The 22,695-nt window shown below is 41.3% G+C and carries 21 protein-coding genes, 1 pseudogene and 1 other annotated feature; of the genes and pseudogenes, 5 read left to right on the top strand and 17 right to left on the bottom strand.

Going from position 1 to position 22,695, the window contains the following annotated elements; all coding sequences use genetic code 11:
- Positions 1-421: 421 nt before the first annotated feature.
- The gene (locus ISX45_RS17115; protein ID WP_181557070.1) at positions 422-877 is read right to left on the bottom strand and encodes a SprT family protein; all 456 of its coding nucleotides are present in this window, start codon (positions 875-877) and stop codon (positions 422-424) included.
- Between the two features lie 83 nt (positions 878-960).
- Between ISX45_RS17115 and cmpA the strand changes: the two genes are divergently transcribed.
- The gene (gene cmpA / locus ISX45_RS17110) at positions 961-1,074 is read left to right on the top strand and encodes a cortex morphogenetic protein CmpA (RefSeq protein ID WP_012748966.1); all 114 of its coding nucleotides are present in this window, start codon (positions 961-963) and stop codon (positions 1,072-1,074) included.
- 15 nt (positions 1,075-1,089) lie between these two features.
- Here the strand turns inward: cmpA and ISX45_RS17105 are convergent, their stop codons facing one another.
- The 6 genes from ISX45_RS17105 to acpS form a co-directional block, all read right to left on the bottom strand.
- Positions 1,090-3,255, bottom strand: coding sequence for a Tex family protein (locus ISX45_RS17105; protein ID WP_228485572.1), 2,166 nt, complete (start codon positions 3,253-3,255; stop codon positions 1,090-1,092).
- Positions 3,256-3,415: 160 nt separating this feature from the next.
- On the bottom strand, positions 3,416-3,766 hold the full coding sequence (gene ndoA, locus ISX45_RS17100) for a type II toxin-antitoxin system endoribonuclease NdoA (protein WP_003253417.1): 351 nt from the start codon (positions 3,764-3,766) through the stop codon (positions 3,416-3,418).
- A gap of 4 nt (positions 3,767-3,770) precedes the next feature.
- Positions 3,771-4,052 carry a CopG family ribbon-helix-helix protein gene (locus tag ISX45_RS17095; RefSeq protein WP_181557067.1) on the bottom strand — a complete coding sequence of 94 codons (282 nt, stop codon included), beginning with the start codon at positions 4,050-4,052 and terminating at the stop codon, positions 3,771-3,773.
- A 121-nt stretch (positions 4,053-4,173) separates the two neighbouring features.
- Positions 4,174-5,343: an alanine racemase gene (gene alr, locus ISX45_RS17090; RefSeq protein WP_194519486.1), complete on the bottom strand. Its 1,170-nt coding sequence runs from the start codon at positions 5,341-5,343 to the stop codon at positions 4,174-4,176.
- Between the two features lie 254 nt (positions 5,344-5,597).
- Positions 5,598-6,611 (bottom strand): LolA family protein, encoded by a 1,014-nt coding sequence (locus ISX45_RS17085; protein WP_181557065.1) that lies wholly within the window; start codon positions 6,609-6,611, stop codon positions 5,598-5,600.
- A 93-nt stretch (positions 6,612-6,704) separates the two neighbouring features.
- Positions 6,705-7,067 (bottom strand): holo-ACP synthase, encoded by a 363-nt coding sequence (acpS, locus tag ISX45_RS17080; protein ID WP_194520738.1) that lies wholly within the window; start codon positions 7,065-7,067, stop codon positions 6,705-6,707.
- 69 nt (positions 7,068-7,136) lie between these two features.
- On the opposite strand from acpS, the gene ISX45_RS17075 reads away from it, so the two are divergent.
- Positions 7,137-7,739 carry a rhomboid family intramembrane serine protease gene (locus ISX45_RS17075; protein WP_181557064.1) on the top strand — a complete coding sequence of 201 codons (603 nt, stop codon included), beginning with the start codon at positions 7,137-7,139 and terminating at the stop codon, positions 7,737-7,739.
- Here ISX45_RS17075 and ISX45_RS17070 read toward each other — a convergent pair.
- From ISX45_RS17070 to ISX45_RS17025, 10 genes are all read right to left on the bottom strand, one after another.
- Positions 7,714-9,144 (bottom strand): PH domain-containing protein, encoded by a 1,431-nt coding sequence (locus ISX45_RS17070; RefSeq protein ID WP_194519485.1) that lies wholly within the window; start codon positions 9,142-9,144, stop codon positions 7,714-7,716. The two genes, ISX45_RS17075 and ISX45_RS17070, sit on opposite strands and share 26 nt — an antisense overlap.
- The gene (locus tag ISX45_RS17065) at positions 9,137-9,616 is read right to left on the bottom strand and encodes a PH domain-containing protein (RefSeq protein ID WP_181557062.1); all 480 of its coding nucleotides are present in this window, start codon (positions 9,614-9,616) and stop codon (positions 9,137-9,139) included. Before ISX45_RS17065 ends, ISX45_RS17070 begins: the two co-directional genes overlap by 8 nt.
- A 308-nt stretch (positions 9,617-9,924) precedes the next feature.
- Positions 9,925-11,286, bottom strand: coding sequence for a degradosome RNA helicase CshA (locus ISX45_RS17060; protein WP_407649763.1), 1,362 nt, complete (start codon positions 11,284-11,286; stop codon positions 9,925-9,927).
- A 151-nt stretch (positions 11,287-11,437) separates the two neighbouring features.
- Positions 11,438-12,130: an alpha/beta hydrolase gene (locus tag ISX45_RS17055; RefSeq protein WP_194519483.1), complete on the bottom strand. Its 693-nt coding sequence runs from the start codon at positions 12,128-12,130 to the stop codon at positions 11,438-11,440.
- Between the two features lie 122 nt (positions 12,131-12,252).
- Positions 12,253-13,629, bottom strand: a complete 1,377-nt coding sequence (locus ISX45_RS17050) for a UDP-N-acetylmuramoyl-tripeptide--D-alanyl-D-alanine ligase (protein ID WP_194519482.1) — start codon at positions 13,627-13,629, stop codon at positions 12,253-12,255.
- 18 nt (positions 13,630-13,647) lie between these two features.
- Positions 13,648-14,763, bottom strand: a complete 1,116-nt coding sequence (locus tag ISX45_RS17045) for a D-alanine--D-alanine ligase (RefSeq protein ID WP_194519481.1) — start codon at positions 14,761-14,763, stop codon at positions 13,648-13,650.
- 32 nt (positions 14,764-14,795) lie between these two features.
- Complete coding sequence (locus ISX45_RS17040) at positions 14,796-14,942, bottom strand: hypothetical protein (protein WP_181557057.1); 147 nt, start codon at positions 14,940-14,942, stop codon at positions 14,796-14,798.
- A 264-nt stretch (positions 14,943-15,206) separates the two neighbouring features.
- Positions 15,207-16,346 (bottom strand): MGDG synthase family glycosyltransferase, encoded by a 1,140-nt coding sequence (locus tag ISX45_RS17035; protein WP_194519480.1) that lies wholly within the window; start codon positions 16,344-16,346, stop codon positions 15,207-15,209.
- 12 nt (positions 16,347-16,358) lie between these two features.
- The gene (locus ISX45_RS17030) at positions 16,359-16,955 is read right to left on the bottom strand and encodes a DedA family protein (protein ID WP_194519479.1); all 597 of its coding nucleotides are present in this window, start codon (positions 16,953-16,955) and stop codon (positions 16,359-16,361) included.
- A 12-nt stretch (positions 16,956-16,967) separates the two neighbouring features.
- Positions 16,968-17,690: a polysaccharide deacetylase family protein gene (locus ISX45_RS17025; RefSeq protein WP_194519478.1), complete on the bottom strand. Its 723-nt coding sequence runs from the start codon at positions 17,688-17,690 to the stop codon at positions 16,968-16,970.
- Between the two features lie 316 nt (positions 17,691-18,006).
- Between ISX45_RS17025 and ISX45_RS17020 the strand changes: the two genes are divergently transcribed.
- The 3 genes and pseudogenes from ISX45_RS17020 to ISX45_RS17010 all read left to right on the top strand — a co-directional run bounded on the left by ISX45_RS17020 (position 18,007) and on the right by ISX45_RS17010 (position 22,679).
- Positions 18,007-19,080 (top strand): undecaprenyldiphospho-muramoylpentapeptide beta-N-acetylglucosaminyltransferase, encoded by a 1,074-nt coding sequence (locus ISX45_RS17020; RefSeq protein ID WP_194519477.1) that lies wholly within the window; start codon positions 18,007-18,009, stop codon positions 19,078-19,080.
- Between the two features lie 45 nt (positions 19,081-19,125).
- Positions 19,126-19,344, top strand: a binding site (T-box leader).
- Between the two features lie 41 nt (positions 19,345-19,385).
- The gene (gene argS / locus ISX45_RS17015) at positions 19,386-21,074 is read left to right on the top strand and encodes an arginine--tRNA ligase (RefSeq protein WP_194519476.1); all 1,689 of its coding nucleotides are present in this window, start codon (positions 19,386-19,388) and stop codon (positions 21,072-21,074) included.
- 635 nt (positions 21,075-21,709) lie between these two features.
- Positions 21,710-22,679: pseudogene (locus ISX45_RS17010) on the top strand (IS1595 family transposase).
- Positions 22,680-22,695: the final 16 nt, after the last annotated feature.

Here is a 22,695-nt window from a genome sequence, read left to right as displayed (position 1 = left end):
TATCAGCGACGGCTTTTATAATTTAGCACATATACTCCATTGATGTCAACTGTTTTTTAAAAAAATTTATGTAGCTTAATCTTATAATGATAATTTGCGGGCAAAGCAATACATTAATTAAAGAGATTTCTCCTAGGGGGGATATGAATCCAAATGGGTTTATAAGAGCCCTACCTGTTTTAAATGACATTTCCTGTCTCAATTTGATCATCAATCATACTGCATTCATTTACTGCTAATAGGTGGTCAATCAATGTCTAACTCTAGCTCTTTTTTCATTTTCCGAATAGTAACTTCTCCCGCTAATTCTCCTCGCCCCTATTCCATTATCTCCTAAAAGTATACTTCCCTATTTTTACTCTTTTGATAAGAGTCTTCTTAGTTGCGTTCATCCATAATTATCTTCTTCCCTATATTATTATTAAAATAAAGCTTCTAATCGTCCCGTACATTTCCCACAAACATATTTACTTGTGTTCACTCGCCTTTTCCGTCTATACTCAAGGCCGCAATTTGAACAAATATACACGTAAAACTTGTTAGCTGTTTTTTTCATTTGATGAGGAAGCGGTCGGCAATATCGCGGTGCTTGCACTTGCTGTAATAAGATGCGGAAATCCTGATCGCGATGCCGATAACCTTTTCCCTCTAAGTGAAGATGATAATGGCACAATTCATGTTTAATAATTGAAACGAGTTCCTCTTCTCCAAATGCCTCGTAATATTTTGGATTGATTTCAATGTTGTGCGAACGTAATAAGTACCGTCCTCCTGTTGTTCGTAACCTAGAATTGAACAACGCTTGGTGTTGAAATGGTTTTCCGAAAAATTGTAAAGATATTTTTTCCACGAGCTGCTGCAAATCGTTTTGCTCCATTTTCTTCCCACCTTTTTTGACACAGGACGACCTGCCTATACATACATTATATACTAACCTTTTCATAACGGAGGTTATTGTCTATGCCTACATGGTTAAAAAATCAAATGAGACGGGCCTACTATGAGAAAAATCGTTATCAAATTAAATTATTAAATCAATGCTGGTTTTTTTATCAGAAAAAACACTGCTCATAAAGGCAGTGTTTTTTCTCATATCTCCGGCGGAAGCATGGATAAGGCGATTCTCCCCTTTGCCACATCGACATCCTCGACCCAAACTTTAACGACATCACCTACCGATACAACGTCAAGTGGATGCCGTACATATTGTTTACTTAGCTTCGAAATATGAACGAGACCGTCCTGCTTGACTCCGATATCGACAAACGCTCCAAAATCGACGACGTTACGCACTGTTCCTTCCAATTCCATTCCTTTTTTCAAGTCTTCCATTTTTAAAATATCTTTTCGCAATAGCGGCTTTGGTAATTCGTCACGCGGGTCGCGTTCCGGACGAATAAGTGCGTCAATAATGTCCCGTAACGTTAATTCTCCAATACCGAGCGCTTCAGCCGTTTCTTTAACCGCGAGCGTTTGCAGTGCTTGCCGAAGCGTTTCGCTTCCGATATCTGCAGTGGTGAAGCCGATTTGCTGTAACAGCTTTTTCACTTCATCATATCGTTCAGGATGAATGGGGGTTCGGTCTAATGGCTCGTCCCCATCCATAATACGCAAAAAGCCAATACATTGTTCGTATGTTTTCGCTCCAAGCCTTGGAATCGTTTTTAATTCGCTACGATTTCTAAATTTTCCTTGCTCTTCTCTTCGCTTAACAATATTTTCAGAAACGGTTTTGGATAAACCCGATACATATTGCAAAAGAGACACAGACGCAGTATTGACATTGACACCGACTTGGTTTACGACGGTTTCAACAACAAAGTGTAATGATTCAGCTAACTTTTTTTGTGAGACATCATGCTGATACTGTCCAACGCCTACCGATTTTGGGTCAATTTTCACTAGTTCCGCAAGCGGGTCTTGCACGCGCCGCGCGATGGAAACAGCGCTCCGTTCTTCTACTTGTAAATCCGGGAACTCTTGACGGGCAAGATCAGAAGCAGAATATACGCTCGCTCCTGCTTCGCTGACAATCAGATAAAAGATTTCTTGTTGTACCTGTTTTAACGTATCGGCAACAAACTGTTCCGTCTCACGTGACGCCGTGCCATTCCCAATTGCAATCATTTGCACAGAATGATCTTGAATGATGCGAATAAGTTTTTCTCTCGCCTCCTCCAACCGCTCATGAGGTGGATGGGGATATATCACATCGACTTTCAACAGCTTGCCCGTTTCGTCTACAACAGCCAGTTTACAGCCTGTCCGATACGCAGGGTCAATACCGAGAACAATTTTCCCTTTTAAAGGCGGTTGGAGTAACAGCTTGCGTAAATTCTCAGCAAAAATATGAATGGCCCGCTCTTCAGCTCTTTCCGTTAATTCATTGCGAATGTCCCGTTCAATTGACGGTTCAATTAAACGCTTGTACCCGTCCTCGATCGCCTCTAAAAGGAGAGGAGCAGCAGGCGATTGATCATTTGTAATCGTCTCGATTCGTAAATATGTAAGAATCTCCTCGACAGGTGCTTGAATCGAAAGGCGCAACACATTTTCTTTTTCTCCGCGGTTCAATGCTAAAATGCGGTGCGGAACGATTTTATGTATCGGTTCTTCGTATTCGTAGTACATTTCATATACTTTTTTCTCATCTTTCTCTATGTCTTTTCCTGTGGAAACGATAATCCCTTTTTTCCATGTCTGCTCGCGAATCCATTGTCGGAACTGTGCATTATCGGAAACTTTTTCTGCGATAATATCTTTGGCGCCTTGGAGCGCTTCTTCTACCGTCAACACTTCCTTTTCCGGATTGATAAACTCAGCTGCTTTTTCCTCTGGCGACGGACTTATCGGGCACGTGAACAACCATTCCGCTAGCGGTTCAAGCCCTTTTTCTTTGGCGATCGTTGCTTTTGTGCGCCGCTTCTGCTTGTATGGACGATATAAATCTTCGACTTGTTGCAGCTTGGTTGCCCCACAAATAGCATCCCTTAGCTCGTCCGTCAATTTTCCTTGCTCATCGATGAGACGTAATACTTCTTCTTTCCTTTGTTCAAGGTTTTGCAAGTAGTTCCATTTCTCGAGTATATTGCGAATTTGTACTTCATCTAGGGCACCTGTTAACTCTTTCCGATAACGAGCGATAAATGGAACAGTATTTCCTTCTTCAGAAAGCGAAATAACATTGTTTACTTGTTGGGCTGAAAGCTGCAATTCATTCGCAATCACATGAATGAGCGATTCTGCTTTTGACAAATTCATTAACCTCCAATTGTTTGATAATTTTTATTTTACCAAAAGTAAAAAAATAAAAATAGCTACAAACGATGCAGCTATTTCCATCCAATAGTATATTTGCATAGCCGGACAGATCGATTGCGTGCGACCTGCCCTGTTCTGAAACAAATTCGATGTATTAAAAGTCAATCAGACCTAGACTAATTTGTAATGCTTCGTCCACTTTATCCATCATTTCGTCATCTAGATGAGTAATTTTATCCGTTAGTCGCTGCTTATCAATTGTACGAATTTGTTCTAAAAGAATGACGGAATCTCGTTCAAATCCGTAGCGCTTTGCATCGATTTCAACATGTGTTGGTAGCTTCGCTTTTTGGATTTGCGCCGTAATCGCCGCCACGATGACCGTCGGACTAAAGCGATTTCCGATGTCATTTTGAATGACTAATACCGGACGAACGCCTCCTTGCTCTGAGCCAACTACCGGGGAAAGGTCCGCAAAATAAACGTCGCCACGTTTAACAATCAAAGCATTACCCCCCGCTAACTAAACGTTCAACGGTGTGGTCGGCCTCATATTCTGCAAGAAACGCTTCCGATGCAATGGATAAGTTAATTTTTGCCATTTCCATGTAACCGCGTCTCATCGCTTCGCGAATTTGCCGTTTTTTCCGCTCGCGAATATACATTTTAGTCGCTTGATAAATAAGTTCATTGCGATTGCCGTTCTCTTGTTTCACAAGCACATCCAATTCCGTTAATAATGCTTGAGGTAAACGAACGACGATCTCCGTTGTTGCGCTAGATTCAGACACGAACATACACCTCCACGAACTGCAGCCAATTAGTTGCTCCCACTTCATAATACCATTAAATAACGGCGATGCAAAGCCATTCCCGTTCTTCTACCTATTATCGTCTGAAAAAATTTTCAGTTTATACATACCCCTTGCCATCTAAAACAAGATTTCTCACTTCCATTATACTCTTCTTTTTTAAAAAAATACGGGGAACTCGATAACTTATTGTACAAGGAATTTCATAATTAATCGTGCCAAGGTATTGAGCAACCTCATCGATAGAAATATAGGCATCACCTTGTCGTCCGATGAGTGTCACTTGTGTTCCTACAGGAACTTTTTCGGGCAATCGAACCATCAATTGGTCCATACAAATTCTCCCGATAATCGGTACCCTTGTTCCATTAACGAGAACATGGAAATGTTGAAGGCGCCGAAGCCATCCGTCAGCGTACCCAATTGGAACCGTGCCTACCCACTCTTCCGTTTCCGCTGTATAAGTCGCTCCGTAACTTACTTTTTCCCCGGGCATCAACTGCTTCACATGGACAATGCGGCTATGCAATGAGAACGCTTCCTTTAGCTTGTATGGCAAATATGGTTTGATTTCAGGGGAAGGTGCTAAGCCGTACATCGAAATTCCAAAGCGGACCATGTTAAACACTTTTTCCGGAAACCGTAAGCTTGTTGCACTATTTCCGCAATGAATAAAACGCGGCCTGTAAGGAAGCCAATCCAACATTCGCAAAAAGTTTTGATATTGAAAAGAAAAATAATCTGTATTTACTTCATCGGCCGTTGCAAAATGAGTATAAACCCCTTCCAAAGAAAAATAAGGATGTTGGTCGATCATCTCAACAATTCGTTTTGTTTCTGCTTCGTCTTTTACCCCTATTCTCCCCATTCCCGTATCCATTTTTAAATGAAAAGAAATAGGAATGGTTTCTTGATAAAGGAGCGCTGCTTGCTCAAGCCACTCTGTTTGAAACACCGTAAGCGTAATTCGTTCGCGTGCGGCGATATTGATATATTCAGGCCGAACAGCACCTAATACGAGAATGGGAGCTTCCATTCCTTTTTTTCTTAATGCGAGCGCCTCGTCCAAAAACGCTACAGCTAAATATGAAGCGCCGGCCTCAAGAGCTGTCTTAGCCACTTGTACATCGCCGTGCCCGTACGCATTTGCTTTCACAACCGCCATAATATTTACATCATTCCCTAAAAATTCCCTCAATGAAGAAACATTATGACTAATCGCATCTAAGTCAATTTCTGCCCATGTATCACGGTAAAATGAGTCATTCATCTTGTTATGCACTTCCTTATTCGCAATCATTATATAAAAATTATTGTCTCTTATGGTGGTAATGTCAACAAAAGATAATTGTTTCTTTCACGATTTACATAAAAGAGCGGGCATTAGCCTTTGTCATGCACCGATCTTTCGCTGATTAGAAAACTGTATCTGTAAGAGGAGCAACGAAAAAACCGAATTTTTCGAGGTAAACTTATATTCAACAAAAAACAGGCTCTATTCATTTGAGCCTGTACGGAAATCCTTTATTTAGTAGCCTTTCCTTGTACGGAACGAGCAATCATGACCATTTCTTCCGGCGTTAAATCGTCAGAGGCAATCATAAAGTCAACACCTTTATATGACCAAGTGAGTGAATGATCCGTGAGTGCACCGATAGCAAATCCTAAATCTACCGGATCGCCGTTTACGAGAGTTGGTGTACTTGTTGCCGGCAATACACGCGCTTTTTCTTGAACTAATGTAAACGATTTTTTTCCTCCAAACGTCATAATGACTCGTTTGGCGTTTTCTGTGGCGATCTCTTTTTCATCCACTTGCTCAACGCCAGATGGCAGATCAGCCGGATACATCACTTCTAATGCATCGGTCTCTCCTTTTGCCATCGTCGGCACTTCTAAACGCGCTCCTGTCATGTTTTTGGCTGTATCGAATGCATTCTCATCAAATTTTTTATTAAATTCGACTTTAGAAAACTCCACCGTTAAAAGGGCATTCATATCCGTATCCATGACTTTCACAGATACTGGAGCTAAGTCTTTTTTGTTTAAAGTAATTTCTTGTTTTGGAATAATGTTGCTGTTTGGATAATTGGTTTTTGTTTCAAATACATAATGGTCTTTCGTCGCTTTAAAGCTTGCTTTTGAATCACTTAAAATGTCTTTCACTAGCGATTCATACAAATACGCCTGGCTGCTGTTTTTTGGCCAATCGCTTTGGAAGCGGAAACTTTTGTTTAATGCCGGAGTAAGAACAAATACCCCCTCATCATTGCGTAAAATGATTTGGCTTTGATCTTTCTTAGCATTTTTTAAACTAACGCGGTAATACGACGGCTGCTTATACCAAATTTCTATGTTATATACTTGTGAATCTGAGCCTGTCTTGAGCGTCATTTTTGCTTCTGCCCGATAGCTTGATACTTCATCCATCTTTTCATCAAGCGCTTTCACTACATCTTCTTGCGATTTCGTCCCACATCCAGCTAGCGCCAACAGCAACACGATGCCCAGCAATACGCCAAACAAGTTTCTCCTCATGTTTTCAACCCCTTTGCCTCATATCAACGTTAGGAGACGTGCTCTCCTATATGCATTACCAAATATATGAGACAGGTTGGTTGAATATGCAGACTAGCATGACAAGCGTTCAATAATTACTTGGGCAACAGCGTAATCGCGGCTATGCGAAATTGAAACATGAACACGATGTTCATCTGTTTTAGAAATAACGATTGGTTTTCCGTGCTCATCATTTAAAATCTTAATATCCTGAAATGATAAGCTTCCCCCAATTCCTGTCCCGAATGCTTTTGCATACGCTTCTTTTGCAGCAAATCGTCCAGCAAGAAATTCGGCTTTTCGTCCATTCGACAGTTGAGAAAAGATCAATTTCTCTTCCTCTGTTAAAATTCGATCGATGAACTTTTGGTTTTGTTCCATTAACTGCTGTATTCGTCCTATCTCTACAATATCAATGCCAATTCCAACAATCATCATCTTCTATCCTTTCTGTGTCCAACATACATTTTAGTAAACAAGCTATAAAAAAGAGGAGCGAGTTACATGTTTACCCGTACAGAAAATGTTCACACATTCCTTCGTCTCTATCCAGTGGTGTCGATCCTTGTTTCCTCCCACTTTTTATTTTGGTTTATGTTCTTTTTGAATACCCCGGCAACTGATTCAATTTTGAAAACCTTAATCGGCTTTAACGCTGCTGTGTGGAAAGGGGAATATTGGCGGTTAGTGAGCCCGCTGTTTTTACATCTCCACTTTGGGCATATGATTGTCAACTCGATTTCGCTTCTTTTGTTTGGTCCGGCTTTAGAAAAAATGTTAGGAAAATGGAAGTTCATCATCGCTTATATAGGAAGCGGGCTATTTGCCAATATTGCAACACTCTTTCTTTTACCCGCAATGTATAGTCATTTAGGCGCTTCTGGAGCCATTTTCGGCCTGTTTGGTATCTATAGTTATTTAATCATATTCCGAAACGATGTTATCGATCAGCAGCATGCACACATCATTATCGCTGTATTATGCATCGGTTTTTTTATGACCATCACAACGCCGAATATGAATACCGTCGCCCATCTTTTCGGTTTTTTAGGAGGAGCGATCATCGCGCCGTTTGTCGCTTTCAATCTTCATCTATATCGCCGCTAGGTCGATACCAGTCCCCTATCCTACACAAATCGTTCTCGCTCATGTCAATGACAGAAAATCGTTTTGAATGCAAGCCGGAACGAATCGATACACCGACGGTTGCTAGCTTCTTTTGTTGCTGAAAGATCGATTGTTTCCTCTCTAGCGATTGAATTCGCTGCTTTTCTAAAAGAACGATTGTTTTGGTTACCAAGCGATAGCGAAGGGCTAACTGGCATCCAGCTATATTCCAGCCGCCATCCTTATAACGTGCATATCCTAACCATACTAGCGGCAATAACGCTAATAATAACGCGTATCCCCACGGGCGAAAAAAATAGCATATGATGAATATACATATAGCAGGAAACAACATCACCCGCCGCAAATAGCGCGGTAACGCCCGACGAGGGAGAGATATAAACGAAGACGGAATCGTATAACCGGGTACAAACGTTTCTAAACGCTCGTTAATGTCCTTCATATTCACAAGAGGAAATAACATAGTCGAATAGTTTGCATCTTTTTCAAATGTACTTCCGGCACTTTCAATATACACCGCCGCATAACCGAACAGCTCGCGAACAGGGTTTTGTGAAATGCGAATCGCTTGAATATGAGCGAGTGGAATGGTAAACTGTCGCTTCTCAAGCCATCCATGTGAAATGATAATATCCTTTCCTTTTCTTTGCACCGTAAAATGGCGATATTTTACCACGATTATCAAAATGGAAATGAACCACGCTAACGTAACAACAACTACAGCAGCTACAATAAGAAGCACCGCATCCAAATGCACAAACTGCCTGAGCTTCCGAAAGATCGCTTCATACGGAATCCATTCGTCAAATTGGCTGAAAAGCGCGCCAATGGCGGAGAGCACAATTCCGAGGCGCCCAGATGTAGAAGCGGCAATCAATAAGTCTTTATAAGCCGCCTTATAGCATAAAAGCGCTTCAGTGCTTTCTTTCTCTACTGAAAATTCGTCTTGAAGTAAAAGTACTCTTAATCGTTCCGCTTCCTCTCGTGTAATTGCTGTTAATACTGCTTCCGCCTCTTGGTTCCCACCCGCTGTTTCAATTTGTAATTTCACTAGACCAAATAACCGTTGCACAATGCCAGAAGAAATATGAATTGCCTGGATATTCTCTTGGGGAATATAGCGCCTTTTTCTTACAAATACCCCATATTCAATTCGCAATTCCCCTTGCTCAATTCGGTATGTAAACCGATACCAAGAGGCGATTCCTACGATCAATGACATCAATAAAACGATACTCACTCCTACCCATTTTAGCCCCAAAAATGATGGGTGATTATTTTTTCCAAACACAAGTACAACCACAAACGGAATAATCCACTCGCGAACCATTTTGATAAAATAAATGAGTGAAGCAATCGGATGCAAACGACGAGGTTTATTCATCTGAATCAGCCATCCTTGCTAGCACAGAAATGCGATCGCGTAACGCCTCTGCTTCTTCCACATCTAAAGCAGGGATTTCATGAACTGTTGCCGCTGTCCAAATCGAGATGGTCGCGAGACGATATTTGCGCAGGAGCGGCCCTTGTTTCATATCAACATGCTGAACTCTCACCATCGGAATGATAGTACGTTTTATCACATATATTCCGTGCTGAACCTCAATTTCGTGCTCATGTACATCATAACGCCAACGTTTCCAACGCAAAGCCGGAAACAGCCATACAAGAAGATAAGTGGCAAAAACAGAGAGCACGAAGGTGACCATACTAATCCAATACGGCCAATGAAAAGCGAACGTTAGCCCTAACACTACAAAAAAGCCAAGCCAATATACGCATGAGGAAATCATCCCGTCTATTCTCCATACACGCAACGCTCTCTCGCTAATTCGGTGTTTCGGTTCCCCTCTCATCGGTTTCTCCTTTCTGTTTTCAACAATCATTCCTAACGGTTAAGCCTACTGTGGTGAAAACAGGTGCTTTCGATATAGAAAAAACTCCACTATTATATACAGTATACAGAAAAAAACCGCTAATATTTAGCGGTTAACGAATAAAAAACTTGTCCTATCGATCCATCCGATGTCGTCAAACTTCTTTAAATCATGAACAAGGCGAAAAAGCGCTTCATCCTTTTATTTGGCTTCGGTCATTTCACATTTACACTTTCTTATCTTTATATATAAAAACAAAAACGGCGCCTATGGCACCGTTTTTTCGTTTAGCGAGCGACGCGACGTTTTCTTGTTCGTTCTTTTGCTTGACCACCTTTGCGATTCATGCGTTTTTTCTCTTTTTTTACCGGCAGCGGTGGCTCTTCCGTCAATGTCACTGGAGTCGTATCCGGCTCTTTTGTCAACATTTTAATACACGCAGCCACAAGAGAGACGGAATCATGTTCTTCCAATAACTCTTCAGCAGCACGTTTATAAAAAGATAAGTTTTCGCTTTCAACAACCGACACCAGCTTCTCAATCGCTATGCGCTGTTGGCCTTCTAGCGCCTCATCGAGCGTTGGCGGCTTCATACGCTCCATTTTTCGCTTCGTCGTTCGTTCAATATTATGAAGCTGACCGATTTCACGCGGCGTCACAAACGTCATCGCCACCCCTGTTTTTCCAGCGCGACCTGTACGACCAATGCGGTGCACATAGCTTTCTGGGTCTTGTGGAATGTCAAAGTTATAAACATGTGTCACTCCAGAAATATCTAATCCGCGCGCAGCCACATCGGTTGCCACTAAAATTTCGATGGCACCTTCTTTAAATTTACGAAGCACGGATAAACGCTTCGCTTGGCTCAAATCACCGTGAATCCCTTCAGCAGCATAACCGCGTAAATTTAACGCCTCCGCTAGCTCATCAACGCGCCGTTTTGTGCGTCCAAATACAATTGCAAGCTCCGGCGCTTGAATGTCTAGTAAGCGCGTTAAAATATCGAATTTTTTCTTTTCTTGAACTTCTAAGTAATATTGCACGATATTCGGAACAGTCATTTCCTTTGCTTTAACTTTAACAAGATGAGGTTCTTTCATAAACCTCTCTGCAATACGGCGAATCGGTTCTGGCATTGTTGCTGAAAAAAGCAACGTTTGTCTTTCCGTTGGTACATGGCTTAAAATTGCTTCGATATCGTCGACAAAGCCCATGTTCAGCATTTCATCCGCTTCATCTAACACAACAGTATGAACGCGCTCTAAACGAAGCGTTTTTCGATTAATATGATCGATGATTCGCCCCGGTGTTCCTACAATGACATGAGGACGCTTTTTTAAAGCGCGAATTTGCCGTTCAATATCTTGCCCGCCATAAATCGGCAGCACACGAACGCGCTTGACAGCACCAATTTTATATAACTCTTCGGATACCTGAATCGCTAATTCACGAGTTGGAGCCACAACCAGCCCTTGAATCGCGTCATTTTTCGTATCAATCTTTTCGACAAGCGGGATGCCGAACGCAGCTGTTTTTCCCGTACCTGTTTGCGCTTGACCAATGACATCTTTATTTTGCATGCTTAACGGAATCGTTTCCGCTTGAATCGGTGTCGTCTCTTCAAAGCCCATTCGACTAATAGCTTTCATTAATTCATTGCTTAATCCTAATTCATGAAATGTTGTCAATGTAATTCATACTCCTTTTACTTCCTTACTGTACCAAAACGAACGATGTCATCTTGGACATTGTAACAGTTATCATACCATTTCCATACCACATTTGCAATAAATACCATCTTCAAATATTTCCCTTTAGAAAAGCTTCTATCTCTTTAAATAGTTGTTCACGGTCAGGACCATGACAAACATGGTGGTGAGAAGAAGGCAAAAAACACAATTTTTTTAAGGGTGAACCAACGTTTTCATATAAATAATGCGCGCTTTTTATCGGAACAATCCCGTCTTCCTTTCCATGAACGATGAGTACAGGAATATGTACGTCAGGTAAGCGCGGACGGACTTGGCTCACTAGCTTTCGGAACTCTAATACCGCGGTAATGGGAGTGAACAAGATTTTATGCTTATATCGTACAAACAATGGGTTTTCTTTTAATTTTCGCCGCAAACCATCACGAATCATATCGCGCATATCTTTTAACAGCTGCCGCGGATTCACGTAATAAAACGCAGCGCTCAACAAAACAAGTTTGTCGATGCGATATTTCGTCGCTAAGTAAGCGGCAATGACTCCTCCCATCGAAAAGCCAATGACATAGACAGTTTCGCATTCTTCCATGAGCTTTTGCAATTCTTCTTCTGCGGCTCGAAACCACCGGTCATATGTAATTCCTTTGAGCTGTAATGTCTCACCATGACCGGGCAAGGTTGGTGTCTCAATAAGCCAATCCGTTTTTTCACGCAAATAGTTAGCAAGCGGTTCTACTTCATAAGGCCCACCAGTGAACCCGTGTATACATAAACAGCCAATCATCGAAAATCACCATTTCTTTGAAAAATCGAAAGCGACAGTAAGAAGCAACATCCCTACTTTTCCACAAAATCGACGCTCTTACACCCTCTACTGCCGCTTGGCGATATCGAATTGAATAACAGCTATTGCAAATAGTTCAGCAATTCCTCAAGCTTCATGCCTCTGGATGCTTTTAAAAGAATAACATCGTTAGGAGAAAGCATAGAGACGAGATCTTTGGCTAATGCATCTTTGTCATCATATGCTTTTACACGCCCGGATGGGAACGAATCTTGCGCCTCCAAAGCAATGTGTCGAGCCAACTCTCCGTACGTCAACACGTAATCGGCTATATTCGGTTGCAACATCGCACCGATTTGTTGATGAAAGTCAACTTCCTTATCGCCAAGTTCCAACATATCTCCTAAAACAGCGATTTTTTTGGCATATCCCGTTAATTCTCCAAGCAACTCAAGCGCCGCTTTCATCGATGTCGGACTGGCGTTGTAGGCATCATTAATAATCGTCCATCCACCTTTTGTTTTTGTCACTTCCATCCGCATACGAGTAACTTGTAAGCCAGAAAGACCTGTCTTGATCTCTTCCCAGCTTACTTCGAAAAAGCGCGCCACAGCAATCGCCGCTAATGCATTATACACATGGTGTTTCCCTAAAATCGGGAGAAAGAATGAAGCATCAGGTGCTTGATTGACCGTAAACACTGTTCCGCTCGCTTCTAAAAAAACGGTGAGCGGATAATAGTCATTGCTTTGTTCGCTCCCGAACGTGATGATATGATACGGCAATTCCATCTGCTGTACTCGTTTCGCCAAAAGCGGCTCATCGCCATGATATACAAAAACACTGTTTTCGTTTAATCCCGAGATAATTTCCAACTTCGCCCGAGCAATTCCATCACGTGAACCTAACTCTTGCATATGTGATTCGCCAATGTTCGTAATGACGGCTGCATCAGGTTTGGCCAATCGGGATAGGAGCTCAATCTCCCCGAAATTGCTCATTCCCATTTCTACAACGGCCATTTCCGTATCTTCCTCAAGGCGGAGCAACGTTAATGGCAGACCAATATGGTTATTAAGATTTCCTTCCGTTTTTTGCACTTTATACTTCGCTGACAATAGAGCGGATACGATATCTTTGGTCGTCGTCTTTCCATTGCTTCCTGTAATCCCGATTACTTTTACCGATAGTTGTTCACGATAACGATGGGCAAGACGCTGAAGCGCTTGTAATGTGTCGTCAACAAAAATAAGCGGAACATTTTCCGGCGGATGCGGCTCACTTTCTGCCCATAGCACTGCACACGCCCCTTTCGCAAACGCTTCACTCACAAATGCATGGCCGTTAAACGTTGTTCCTTTGAGCGGAATATATAAATTTCCAGGCTGAATCGTTCTTGTGTCAGTAGAAACTCCTTGAGCGATTAGAGACTCAAACGATGTTGACAAACCGTGCCCCTCTACCATTTCTTGAATATCGCGTAACGTACGAGTAATCATGTTGTATCCCCTTCATTTCTAAACTTCAAACGTATAGGTAATCGTCTGTTTTTCCTCATGACGCTCAATCGCTAATTGCACGAGACGTTCAATAAGTTCAGGATAAGATACGCCGCTATGTTTCCAAAGAAGCGGGAACATGCTAAACGGTGTAAACCCTGGCATCGTATTAATTTCGTTAATATATGCGACTCCGTCTTCTGTTAAGAAGAAGTCCGCGCGAACAAGTCCGGAAAGATCCAATGCTTTAAACGCCTTAATCGCCATCTGTTTGATCGTTTCATATTGTTCTTCCGTAACGTTAGCTGGAATAATCAATTCCGTATCCCCGTCTTCATATTTCGCTTGATAATCGTAAAATTCCTTTTTCGGCACAATTTCTCCAACAACCGAACAGATCGGCTTGTCATTGCCAAGGACACCGATTTCGATTTCACGACCGACGATTGCTTCTTCAATAATCACTTTTCGGTCGTATTTAAACGCTTCTGCAAACGCTTCTTTGACATCTTCTCGTTTTTTACATTTCGTAATTCCAACGCTCGACCCCGCATTTGCTGGCTTGACAAAACAAGGATAACCGAGCTCCTGTTCCACTTTGTCGTACGCTGCCTCTTCGTTTTCTCTCCATTCGCTTTTTGTAAACGACACATATTTCGCTTGACGTAATCCCGCTTGCGCAAATAAGTTTTTCATCACCACTTTATCCATTCCAACGGCGGAGGCAAGCACACCGTTTCCGACATAAGGAATATTCAATAACTCAAGCAGACCTTGAACGGTGCCATCTTCGCCATTTGGTCCATGTAATAACGGGAAGATCACATCAATGACGGTTTCTTTTTGCTGCTTCGTTCCTTCAACTACAGCAGCCGCTTCCTTTACAACCGGTGTTTGATTTAAAGCAACGGGTAAAATCGCCTTCTCCTCTGCCTTCAATTGAAGCTGCTTGACATCCTTGACTTCTCCCGTCAACTTTTCTCCTTTCACCCATTGTCCTTCCGTTGTAATATAAATAGGAATCACATCAAATTTGTTTTTATCAATGGCATTCATCACCGCCATGGCCGTTTGCAATGATACTTTATGTTCGGGCGATTTGCCGCCATATAAAATTCCAAGTCTCGTTTTCATTCGAGCTCCTCCTCATCTTTTTTCAACAATCTTTATTTTAACACGTTTTCCATCGTCCCGTATGATACTTTTATATGACCAACACAGGTTGTTTCGCTACTTGATAAAAAAAGCTCAAGCGCCCCAATTTTGCCTAAAAACTGCTCGCATCCTGCGGGCAAACGGCGAAATGTCGCCATCCAAGCTCCCGCGTAGACAAACGCTCTTTACCAGCTAGACAGCTTGTCGCTCCAAGGAAGCTGGTTTGAGCACAAAGTTCTCAAGCATCACGTTGTCATGCCATGCTTTGCGCAAGTTTTTCACGAATGTTTATCCAAGCAGCAAAATGGTTTGGCGCTGAAACTAGACACCGATGAACGATTAAAATTTATAATTTCTAATCATTTAGAAAAAACAACACCATCTAACCTTCTATTGTCACTGTTAGATGGTGCTGTTTTCTGTTATTTCAAGAGAACGTGATTTTCCCTCTCATACACCATAACAATTTCTTTTAAGGCGTCCTGAGCGGTTTTTTCGATTTGTGAAAAATACTCAGCAATTCGTTTATAAAAACGATTTTGTTCCACTTCATCATTTAATACGTGCAGGATTCTTTGCTCATAATCGTCAAGGCCGCTTAAATTGTAAATCAGCCCTTTTTCTTCTAGATAACGCAAATTAATTTGTTCTTGTCCTGGTAAATACCCAATCGTAAATAGCGGTAACCGTTTATGCAATACCTCGCTCACCGTTACTCCGCCCGGTTTCGTAATCACTGCATCCACTTCATGATACAAGCAATTCATTTCCTCAATATCTGATATATACGGAAGCGGGCGAATATGTGGTTGCCTCCAACTTGAAATTTCCTCGTAAAGCTTCTTATTAGTTCCACATAAAACAGAATATTGAAAGGCACGAGAACCTTCCATTTTTTCAAAAAAATCTATCATATTTCCTAGTCCTTGATTGCCGCCTGCCAGTAAAAGATGGAAGGGACGTCGTTTTCCCCTATTTTCAACCTTTTTTGACATCAGCTTTTCATGAACAGGAATGCCCGTTACAATGATCTGCTCTTCCTTAATATGATATTTCGTTATTAACTCTCGTTTTGCGTCGGCGTGGGGCACAAAGTGATAATCAATTCCTCTCTTTCCCCAAATCCCATTCATAAAAAAGTCTGTATATACATTGATAACAGGCGCTTTAACAACCTTTCGCTTTTTTAAGCGCTGCAAAATCCGCGACGGAAACGAATGTGTACAAATAATCAGCTGAGGTTGTTCCTTCTCTACCATTTTTTTCATTTTATGCTCAAAATAAGGTAGCCATGGCTCGAGATGAACGAATTCTAACCGTCCAAAATCCGGATACATTAACGTTTTATACACATGATGATACAACTTAGGATGTGAACGAATCCAGCGTAAATACATTTCGGAAATAACTTTTTCGATATACTCATTACAATAACTTAAAAAATCTACTTTTTTACATAGGACGGTTGGAAATTGTTTTTGTAAAAAATCAATGAGTGTATCGGCGACTTTATGATGGCCCGAACTCATTTGAAACAGCGGTAATACAAGAATTCTCATCATCGCTAGCTCCCTTTAATTTTCGAATGATTTTTTGCTAAACAATTGCTTGAGCCACAAAGCAAGCAAAAACAAAAGGAAGAACACAATCCCGATTAAAGGAAGGTAAAAGAGTGGAACATGAACATGTTGCCCCAACAACATTCCGACTAACATAATCGGAACAACCCATAACAATGCACCTATCGAAGCAAGCAACACAAACGAACCAAACGGAAATTGGATAACCCCTGACATATATGGGGAAATTTGCCTAACACCTGGAACGTAATATCCAAATAAAATAACCCATTTTCCATACTTTTGAAACAACTGATTCGCTCGCTCCCACTTTTCCTCTTTAATCCCTACATACTTTCCATATCTTTTAATAAAAGGCTGGCCTAAAAATCGGCCAACACCATAAGCTGTTATCATTCCTATTGTAGCACCACACCAGCTAACAACAAAACAATATTCCCACAGTAACTGTTGTCGAGCAATTAATATGCCAAGAAAAAATAACAAGCTTTCCTCTGGAGCAGGAATACCGACAATTCCAAAAAAGAGGAAGAGGAAAATAATCAAGTACCCATACGACTGGATATACGAAAAAATGATATTTGTATCCATACATCCCTCTCTCTAAACAGATGAAATCTGTTTTTTAGTTTGCGCATTCATCATATCGCTAATCGTTACCCATCTCATTTTTCTTGCTCCCTCTTCCTTTAACAATAATTCTAATGCCGCAAGCATATTTTCCGGAGCGTTTTTATCAGCTCCAAACGTATCTCCGCTATCATGGAGAACAATAATCGCTCCATCTTTCAAGCTGTTTTTTAATCGCTGAAACAGTTCGATCACACCGACATGTAGCTTCCAGTCTCCAAGGATATTGGTCCACATAATCGTTTGATACTTCTTTTGCAAAAAAAGTGTACATACATTAAAATGCCCCCAAGGCGGCCGATAATAAATTGGACGTTGCCCTGTAATTTGTTCAATCGCCTCTGCCGACTTCCGTAATCCTCTCTGTAAAAAAGGTGGAAATACAAACCAATTGCTAATATGTCGATAGTTATGCATCCCAATTTCGTGACCTTCTTCATGAATTCGCTTGACGATATCGGGATATTTTTTCGCCTTTGTGCCAACAATAAAAAACGTCGCTTTCACTTGGTGTTTTTTTAATATATCTAACAGACGAGGCGTATAATATGGATCGGGACCATCATCGAACGTTAACGCAATCATTCCCGACTGCGTTCCTTTTCTATAAATGCGAAAACCAGTTTTACGAATAAGAATCGTCGGAATGATTCCATAAAATAAAAAGCAACACAAAAAAGCAATCAGCCAAATCATAGATTCCACCTCTTTATTCGACCTCTACTCTTCCACTTTAACAGCAGCAACATCCATTGAAAATAGTAAGTTATAGGATTTTCGCAGATTTCCATCTTGTTCTTTGCTATAATACAATACGGAGTGATAAAAAGAAAAGATTCAAAGATTCATCGGCATATATTTCAAATTAGAAAAGCACAAATGCCGCATTTCTCTCGAAACCGCATGCTCTACGCCGATTTCTGCGATTTCAATGATTTGGCCCGAGAGAGCCTAGACGGAAAAAATGAAAGCGGCACTATCTTTGTATCATGATAAAAGACAGGTGATCAGATTGAACAAAAAAATTCTCCTTACCGGCGGCGGATCAGCCGGTCATGTAACCGTCAATTTAGCACTCATCCCCAAACTGAAAGAACAAGGTTGGGATATTTCCTATATCGGTTCACATAACGGTATCGAACGAGAACTTGTTTCTCAAGTGAAAGATGTTCCGTATTTTCCTATTTCAACTGGAAAATTACGCCGCTACTTCGATTGGAACAATTTTAAGGACCCGTTCAAGGTCATCAAAGGAACGCTTCAAGCGTACCAAATTATGAAAAAAGAAAAGCCAAGCATCGTGTTTTCCAAAGGCGGATTTGTCTCCGTCCCCGTAATCATCGGAGCTTGGTTAAATGGCATTCCTACCATCATTCACGAATCCGATATTACACCGGGACTTGCCAACAAAATCGCGATGCCGTTTGCGACAAAAATATGTGTTACATTTCCAGAAACGCTCCGTCATGTCAAGGAACATAAAGGTGTATACGTAGGAGCGGTCGTGCGCGAAGAATTAAAAAAAGGAGATGCTAATCAAGGATTTGAGTATTGTCAGTTTCAAAAAGGAAAGCCCGTTCTTCTTGTCATGGGTGGAAGTTTAGGGTCAAAACGCATTAATGACGCATTGCGTGCCAATCTACAAACACTTCTTTCGGATTTCCAAATTGTTCATATTTGCGGAAAAGGAAATGTCGACGCTCAATTTGCGAATGAAAAAGGATATAAACAGTTCGAGTATGTCCACGAAGAACTGCCTCATCTGATGGCGATGGCGGACATCGTGTTATCACGCGCCGGATCAAACTCGATTTTTGAATTTCTTACATTGAGAAAGCCGATGCTTCTCATTCCCCTTCCGAAAGGGGCAAGCCGCGGTGACCAAATTTTAAATGCCCGTTCCTTTCAAAAATCGGGATACGCCGAAGTACTGTTGGAAGAAGAACTGACAAACGAATCGTTATTAAAAGCCATTTATCATTTATACCGAGGCAGACAGAAATACATTGATAATATGAATAAGTCCGAGGCAAACGATGCGTTAAACAAACTCCTTGCATTGATTAACGAATCAAGCAAAAAGTAACTTGAAAAATCCGGAAAAATGATTATAATACTAAAAAAGTCAATACCCAATTCGATGACGAAGAGAGTAGTTATATAGAAAGCTCCAGCGAGTCAGGGATGGTGGAAGCCTGATGCGGACTATATAATGAAGCGCCCTTCGGAGATGCTTGTCTGAACGCCGATTGGTCAGTAGGACTGGCCGGGGAACTCCCTCGTTAACAACAAAAGCTGGTTCATATCGAACAATCAGAGTGGTACCGCGGGTGACGAGCTCGTCTCTATCAAGAGACGGGCTTTTTTGTTTAATTCAAAGGAGGAGGAAACATGAACTATAAGGTCTATTTTGCCAAACGCATCGCTGATTCACTTGACGAACAGCTTACTGAACAACAAGCATATGAACTGATTGAAACTCCAAAATATGCATCTCATGGAGATTTAGCATTTCCTTGCTTTACGCTGGCAAAAGCGTTTCGAAAGTCTCCTGCTCTCATCGCCGAAGAGCTTGCCGTAAAAATGAATGATCCATTATTTGAGAAGGTCGAAGCAAAAGGTGCTTATGTAAATGTCTTTTTAGACAAAGCTGCTGTCAGCAAGCAAGTCGTTGAAGCCATTTTACAACAAGGCAGCCATTATGGCGATTTATCATTTGGGAAAGAACAAACAATTGTCCTTGATTTTTCTTCACCGAACATCGCCAAACCGTTTTCCATGGGACATCTCCGCTCCACCGTTATCGGAAGCGCCATCGCCAACATCGCCGAAAAATGCGGCTACAAGGCAGTAAGAATTAATCATCTAGGCGACTGGGGCACACAATTCGGCAAATTAATTGCTGCTTATAAACGATGGGGCGATGAAAGCAAAATTAAAGAAAATCCCATTAAGGAGCTGTTCAGCCTCTACGTAAAATTTCATGAAGAGGCAGAAACAGACAAACAGCTTGAAAGTGAAGGACGGGCATGGTTTAAAAAGCTGGAAGACGGTAACGAGGAAGCACACCGGATCTGGAAATGGTTTCGTGATGAGTCTTTAAAAGACTTCTCCCGCATCTACGAATTGCTGGGTGTTTCGTTTGACTCCTACAACGGAGAAGCATTTTACAATGACAAAATGGAGCACATTGTGCATTTGCTTGAGGAACAAAATTTATTAAGCGAATCGGATGGGGCGATGGTTGTTCGGCTTGACGAAAAAGAATTGCCGCCTTGCCTCATTAAAAAATCAGACGGAGCGACATTATACGCAACTCGTGATTTAGCGGCAGCAGTTTACCGTTATGAAACATACCAGTTTGCTAAAGCCCTTTATGTCGTCGGACGTGAACAAAGCCTTCATTTTCAACAAGTGTTCTCCGTGCTCGAAAAGCTTGGTTTCGATTGGGCAAAAACGATGGTTCACGTCCCTTTTGGTCTCATGTTAAAGGACGGCAAAAAGATGTCAACGAGAAAAGGCCGCGTGATTTTGCTTGAAGATGCCCTCAAGGAAGCGATCGCGCTGGCAAAACAAAATATCGCAGCAAAAAACCCAGGTTTAGAAAACAAAGAAGAAGTGGCACGCCAAGTCGGTGTTGGCGCGGTCATCTTTTATGATTTAAAACATGAACGAACGAGCAATATTGAATTTTCACTTGAAGACATGCTGAAATTCGAAGGCGAAACAGGGCCATATGTGCAATATACGTACGCAAGATCCTGTTCCATTCTTCGAAACGCTCAAACAGCAGTGACAAACACCATTCACGGACTAACTACAGAAGAAAGTTGGAAAATTGTCAAACTGCTTGCTTCCTTCCCGAGTGTGATTGAAAAAGCGTACGAACATCTCGATCCTTCTTTGATTGCTAAATATGTCATCGATTTGGCCCAAGCGTTTAACAGCTATTACGCCCACACAAAAATCCTTGTCAAAGATGAAGAACTGAACTCGCGCCTTGCCTTGGTTCAGGCGGCAGCCATTGTATTAAAAGAAGGATTACGGCTATTAGGAATTGAGACGCCGGAACAAATGTAGGCAAGAGCGGGAACATCCTAAAAAACAAACATGGCATCTGTAAAATATAGATGCCATGTTTGAGACTATAAGAAGCGCCAGAAGTTTATAAAGGATATAGCATTTAACATGAACTTATAGATAAGCGGACCATAATAGTGAAGTTATTCAAAAAATATTATTTTCTTTTCTGAAATAAAGGAGCCATTCGATCAACCCGATTTGTCCAAATACCACCTGTATAGTTAGATAGTAAGCATTTATATCTTCGGCTGTATCAGAACCTCTCGAAAAATCGCCACTCCCTCCAACGATCATTACACGAGTATCGACATTCTCCATTCAATTCAAGAAATGATTAGGCTATCCCCATAACCAAAGAGCAATTATTTCAGATATATAGAGTTGGAGATGTTCACACGTCGATGACACAATACCAGCTCATACGATGAAAATATAAGGAAATAAACAATCATTCATGGCAGCTATAGACATGCCTCGAAGGTTCGGGAGCAGTTTTTTAAAGCAGTGATGGGATCATCGCCACCATATGCCGTTAATGGAGCATCGTTTAGTTAGATTCTGTTAAAGGCAATTATTTTCTAAAATATGTTATAACCAATGAACACGAACGCTTCGAGGAGGTTAGCAGGGGCATAAGTAAGTTATTCAACAACTTGCTTAAATTCTTAGGCACATTGATCCTACGCAAAAAAAGGAAGCCGAGCAATGGCTTAAACGCTATGTTCTGTCGGTGACCGGCTGATTGATAAATTGCATGAAATTCGCTTCAAGGAGGAGTTGAATGTCCTCATTGTGCAAGTGAGTTCGTTGTCCGTTTCGGGAAATACAATGGTCGCCAACGCTATAAATGCAAGTGTTGTCGCAAAACGTTTAATTGATATGCCACATACTGCTCTCTATCGCACTCGTAAAAACAATGAGTGGATTGCTTATGATTAAGGGATATTCTCTACGAAAATCTGCCGAAATCGTAGGGGTTACTTGAGTTACGCTTTTTACAAGCTGCTCAATGCGTTAAAACAAATAGACTTCGAGCAATTTGAAGGTATCGTTGAAGTGGATGAAACCTACTTTCTTACTCCCAAAAAGGCAAACATGATGTTACAGCTTGCAAGTCTCGCCAACGCGTGGTAAATCAAAACATCGAGGTATTAGTAGTGTTCTTGCGGCTCGTGACCGAGCCACATCCACGGTATCCAAAGTGACTTGTATGGGTTAAAAACTCAAGAGGACAAAGCCATCATCTCTAAACTTCATAGCGATAATGTATTGGTTACAAATGCTTGGAGAACTTATTAAGATTTACGCAAAAGAGAAAGTCTTGAAGCATTATCTCATCAAGTCTAACGGTACGCACGCCATTAAGGGCATCTACCACATTCAGGCTGTGAACGGTGTTCACAGTCGTTTGAAACAATGGAGTGAACGCTTAAAGATGCTGCAAGTAAGTACCTTGAGAACTATTTGGCTCGATTTTGATTCGTGGATAAACGAGGAAATGAATCCACCAAGCAGAATATTAAAGATATGCCACTATCTTCTTTCTCCTTTGAGGTGAATGATACTTATGAAAACATTCATCTTGCTAAATTTTCAATATGATTATCATTGTTTCATT

Origin of the sequence: Thermaerobacillus caldiproteolyticus (assembly GCF_015326725.1) — a bacterium.
GTDB classification, from domain to species: domain Bacteria; phylum Bacillota; class Bacilli; order Bacillales; family Anoxybacillaceae; genus Thermaerobacillus; species Thermaerobacillus caldiproteolyticus.
The sequence above is the reverse complement of the archived record's forward strand: the minus strand, read 5'-3'. Positions and strand labels throughout refer to the sequence as shown.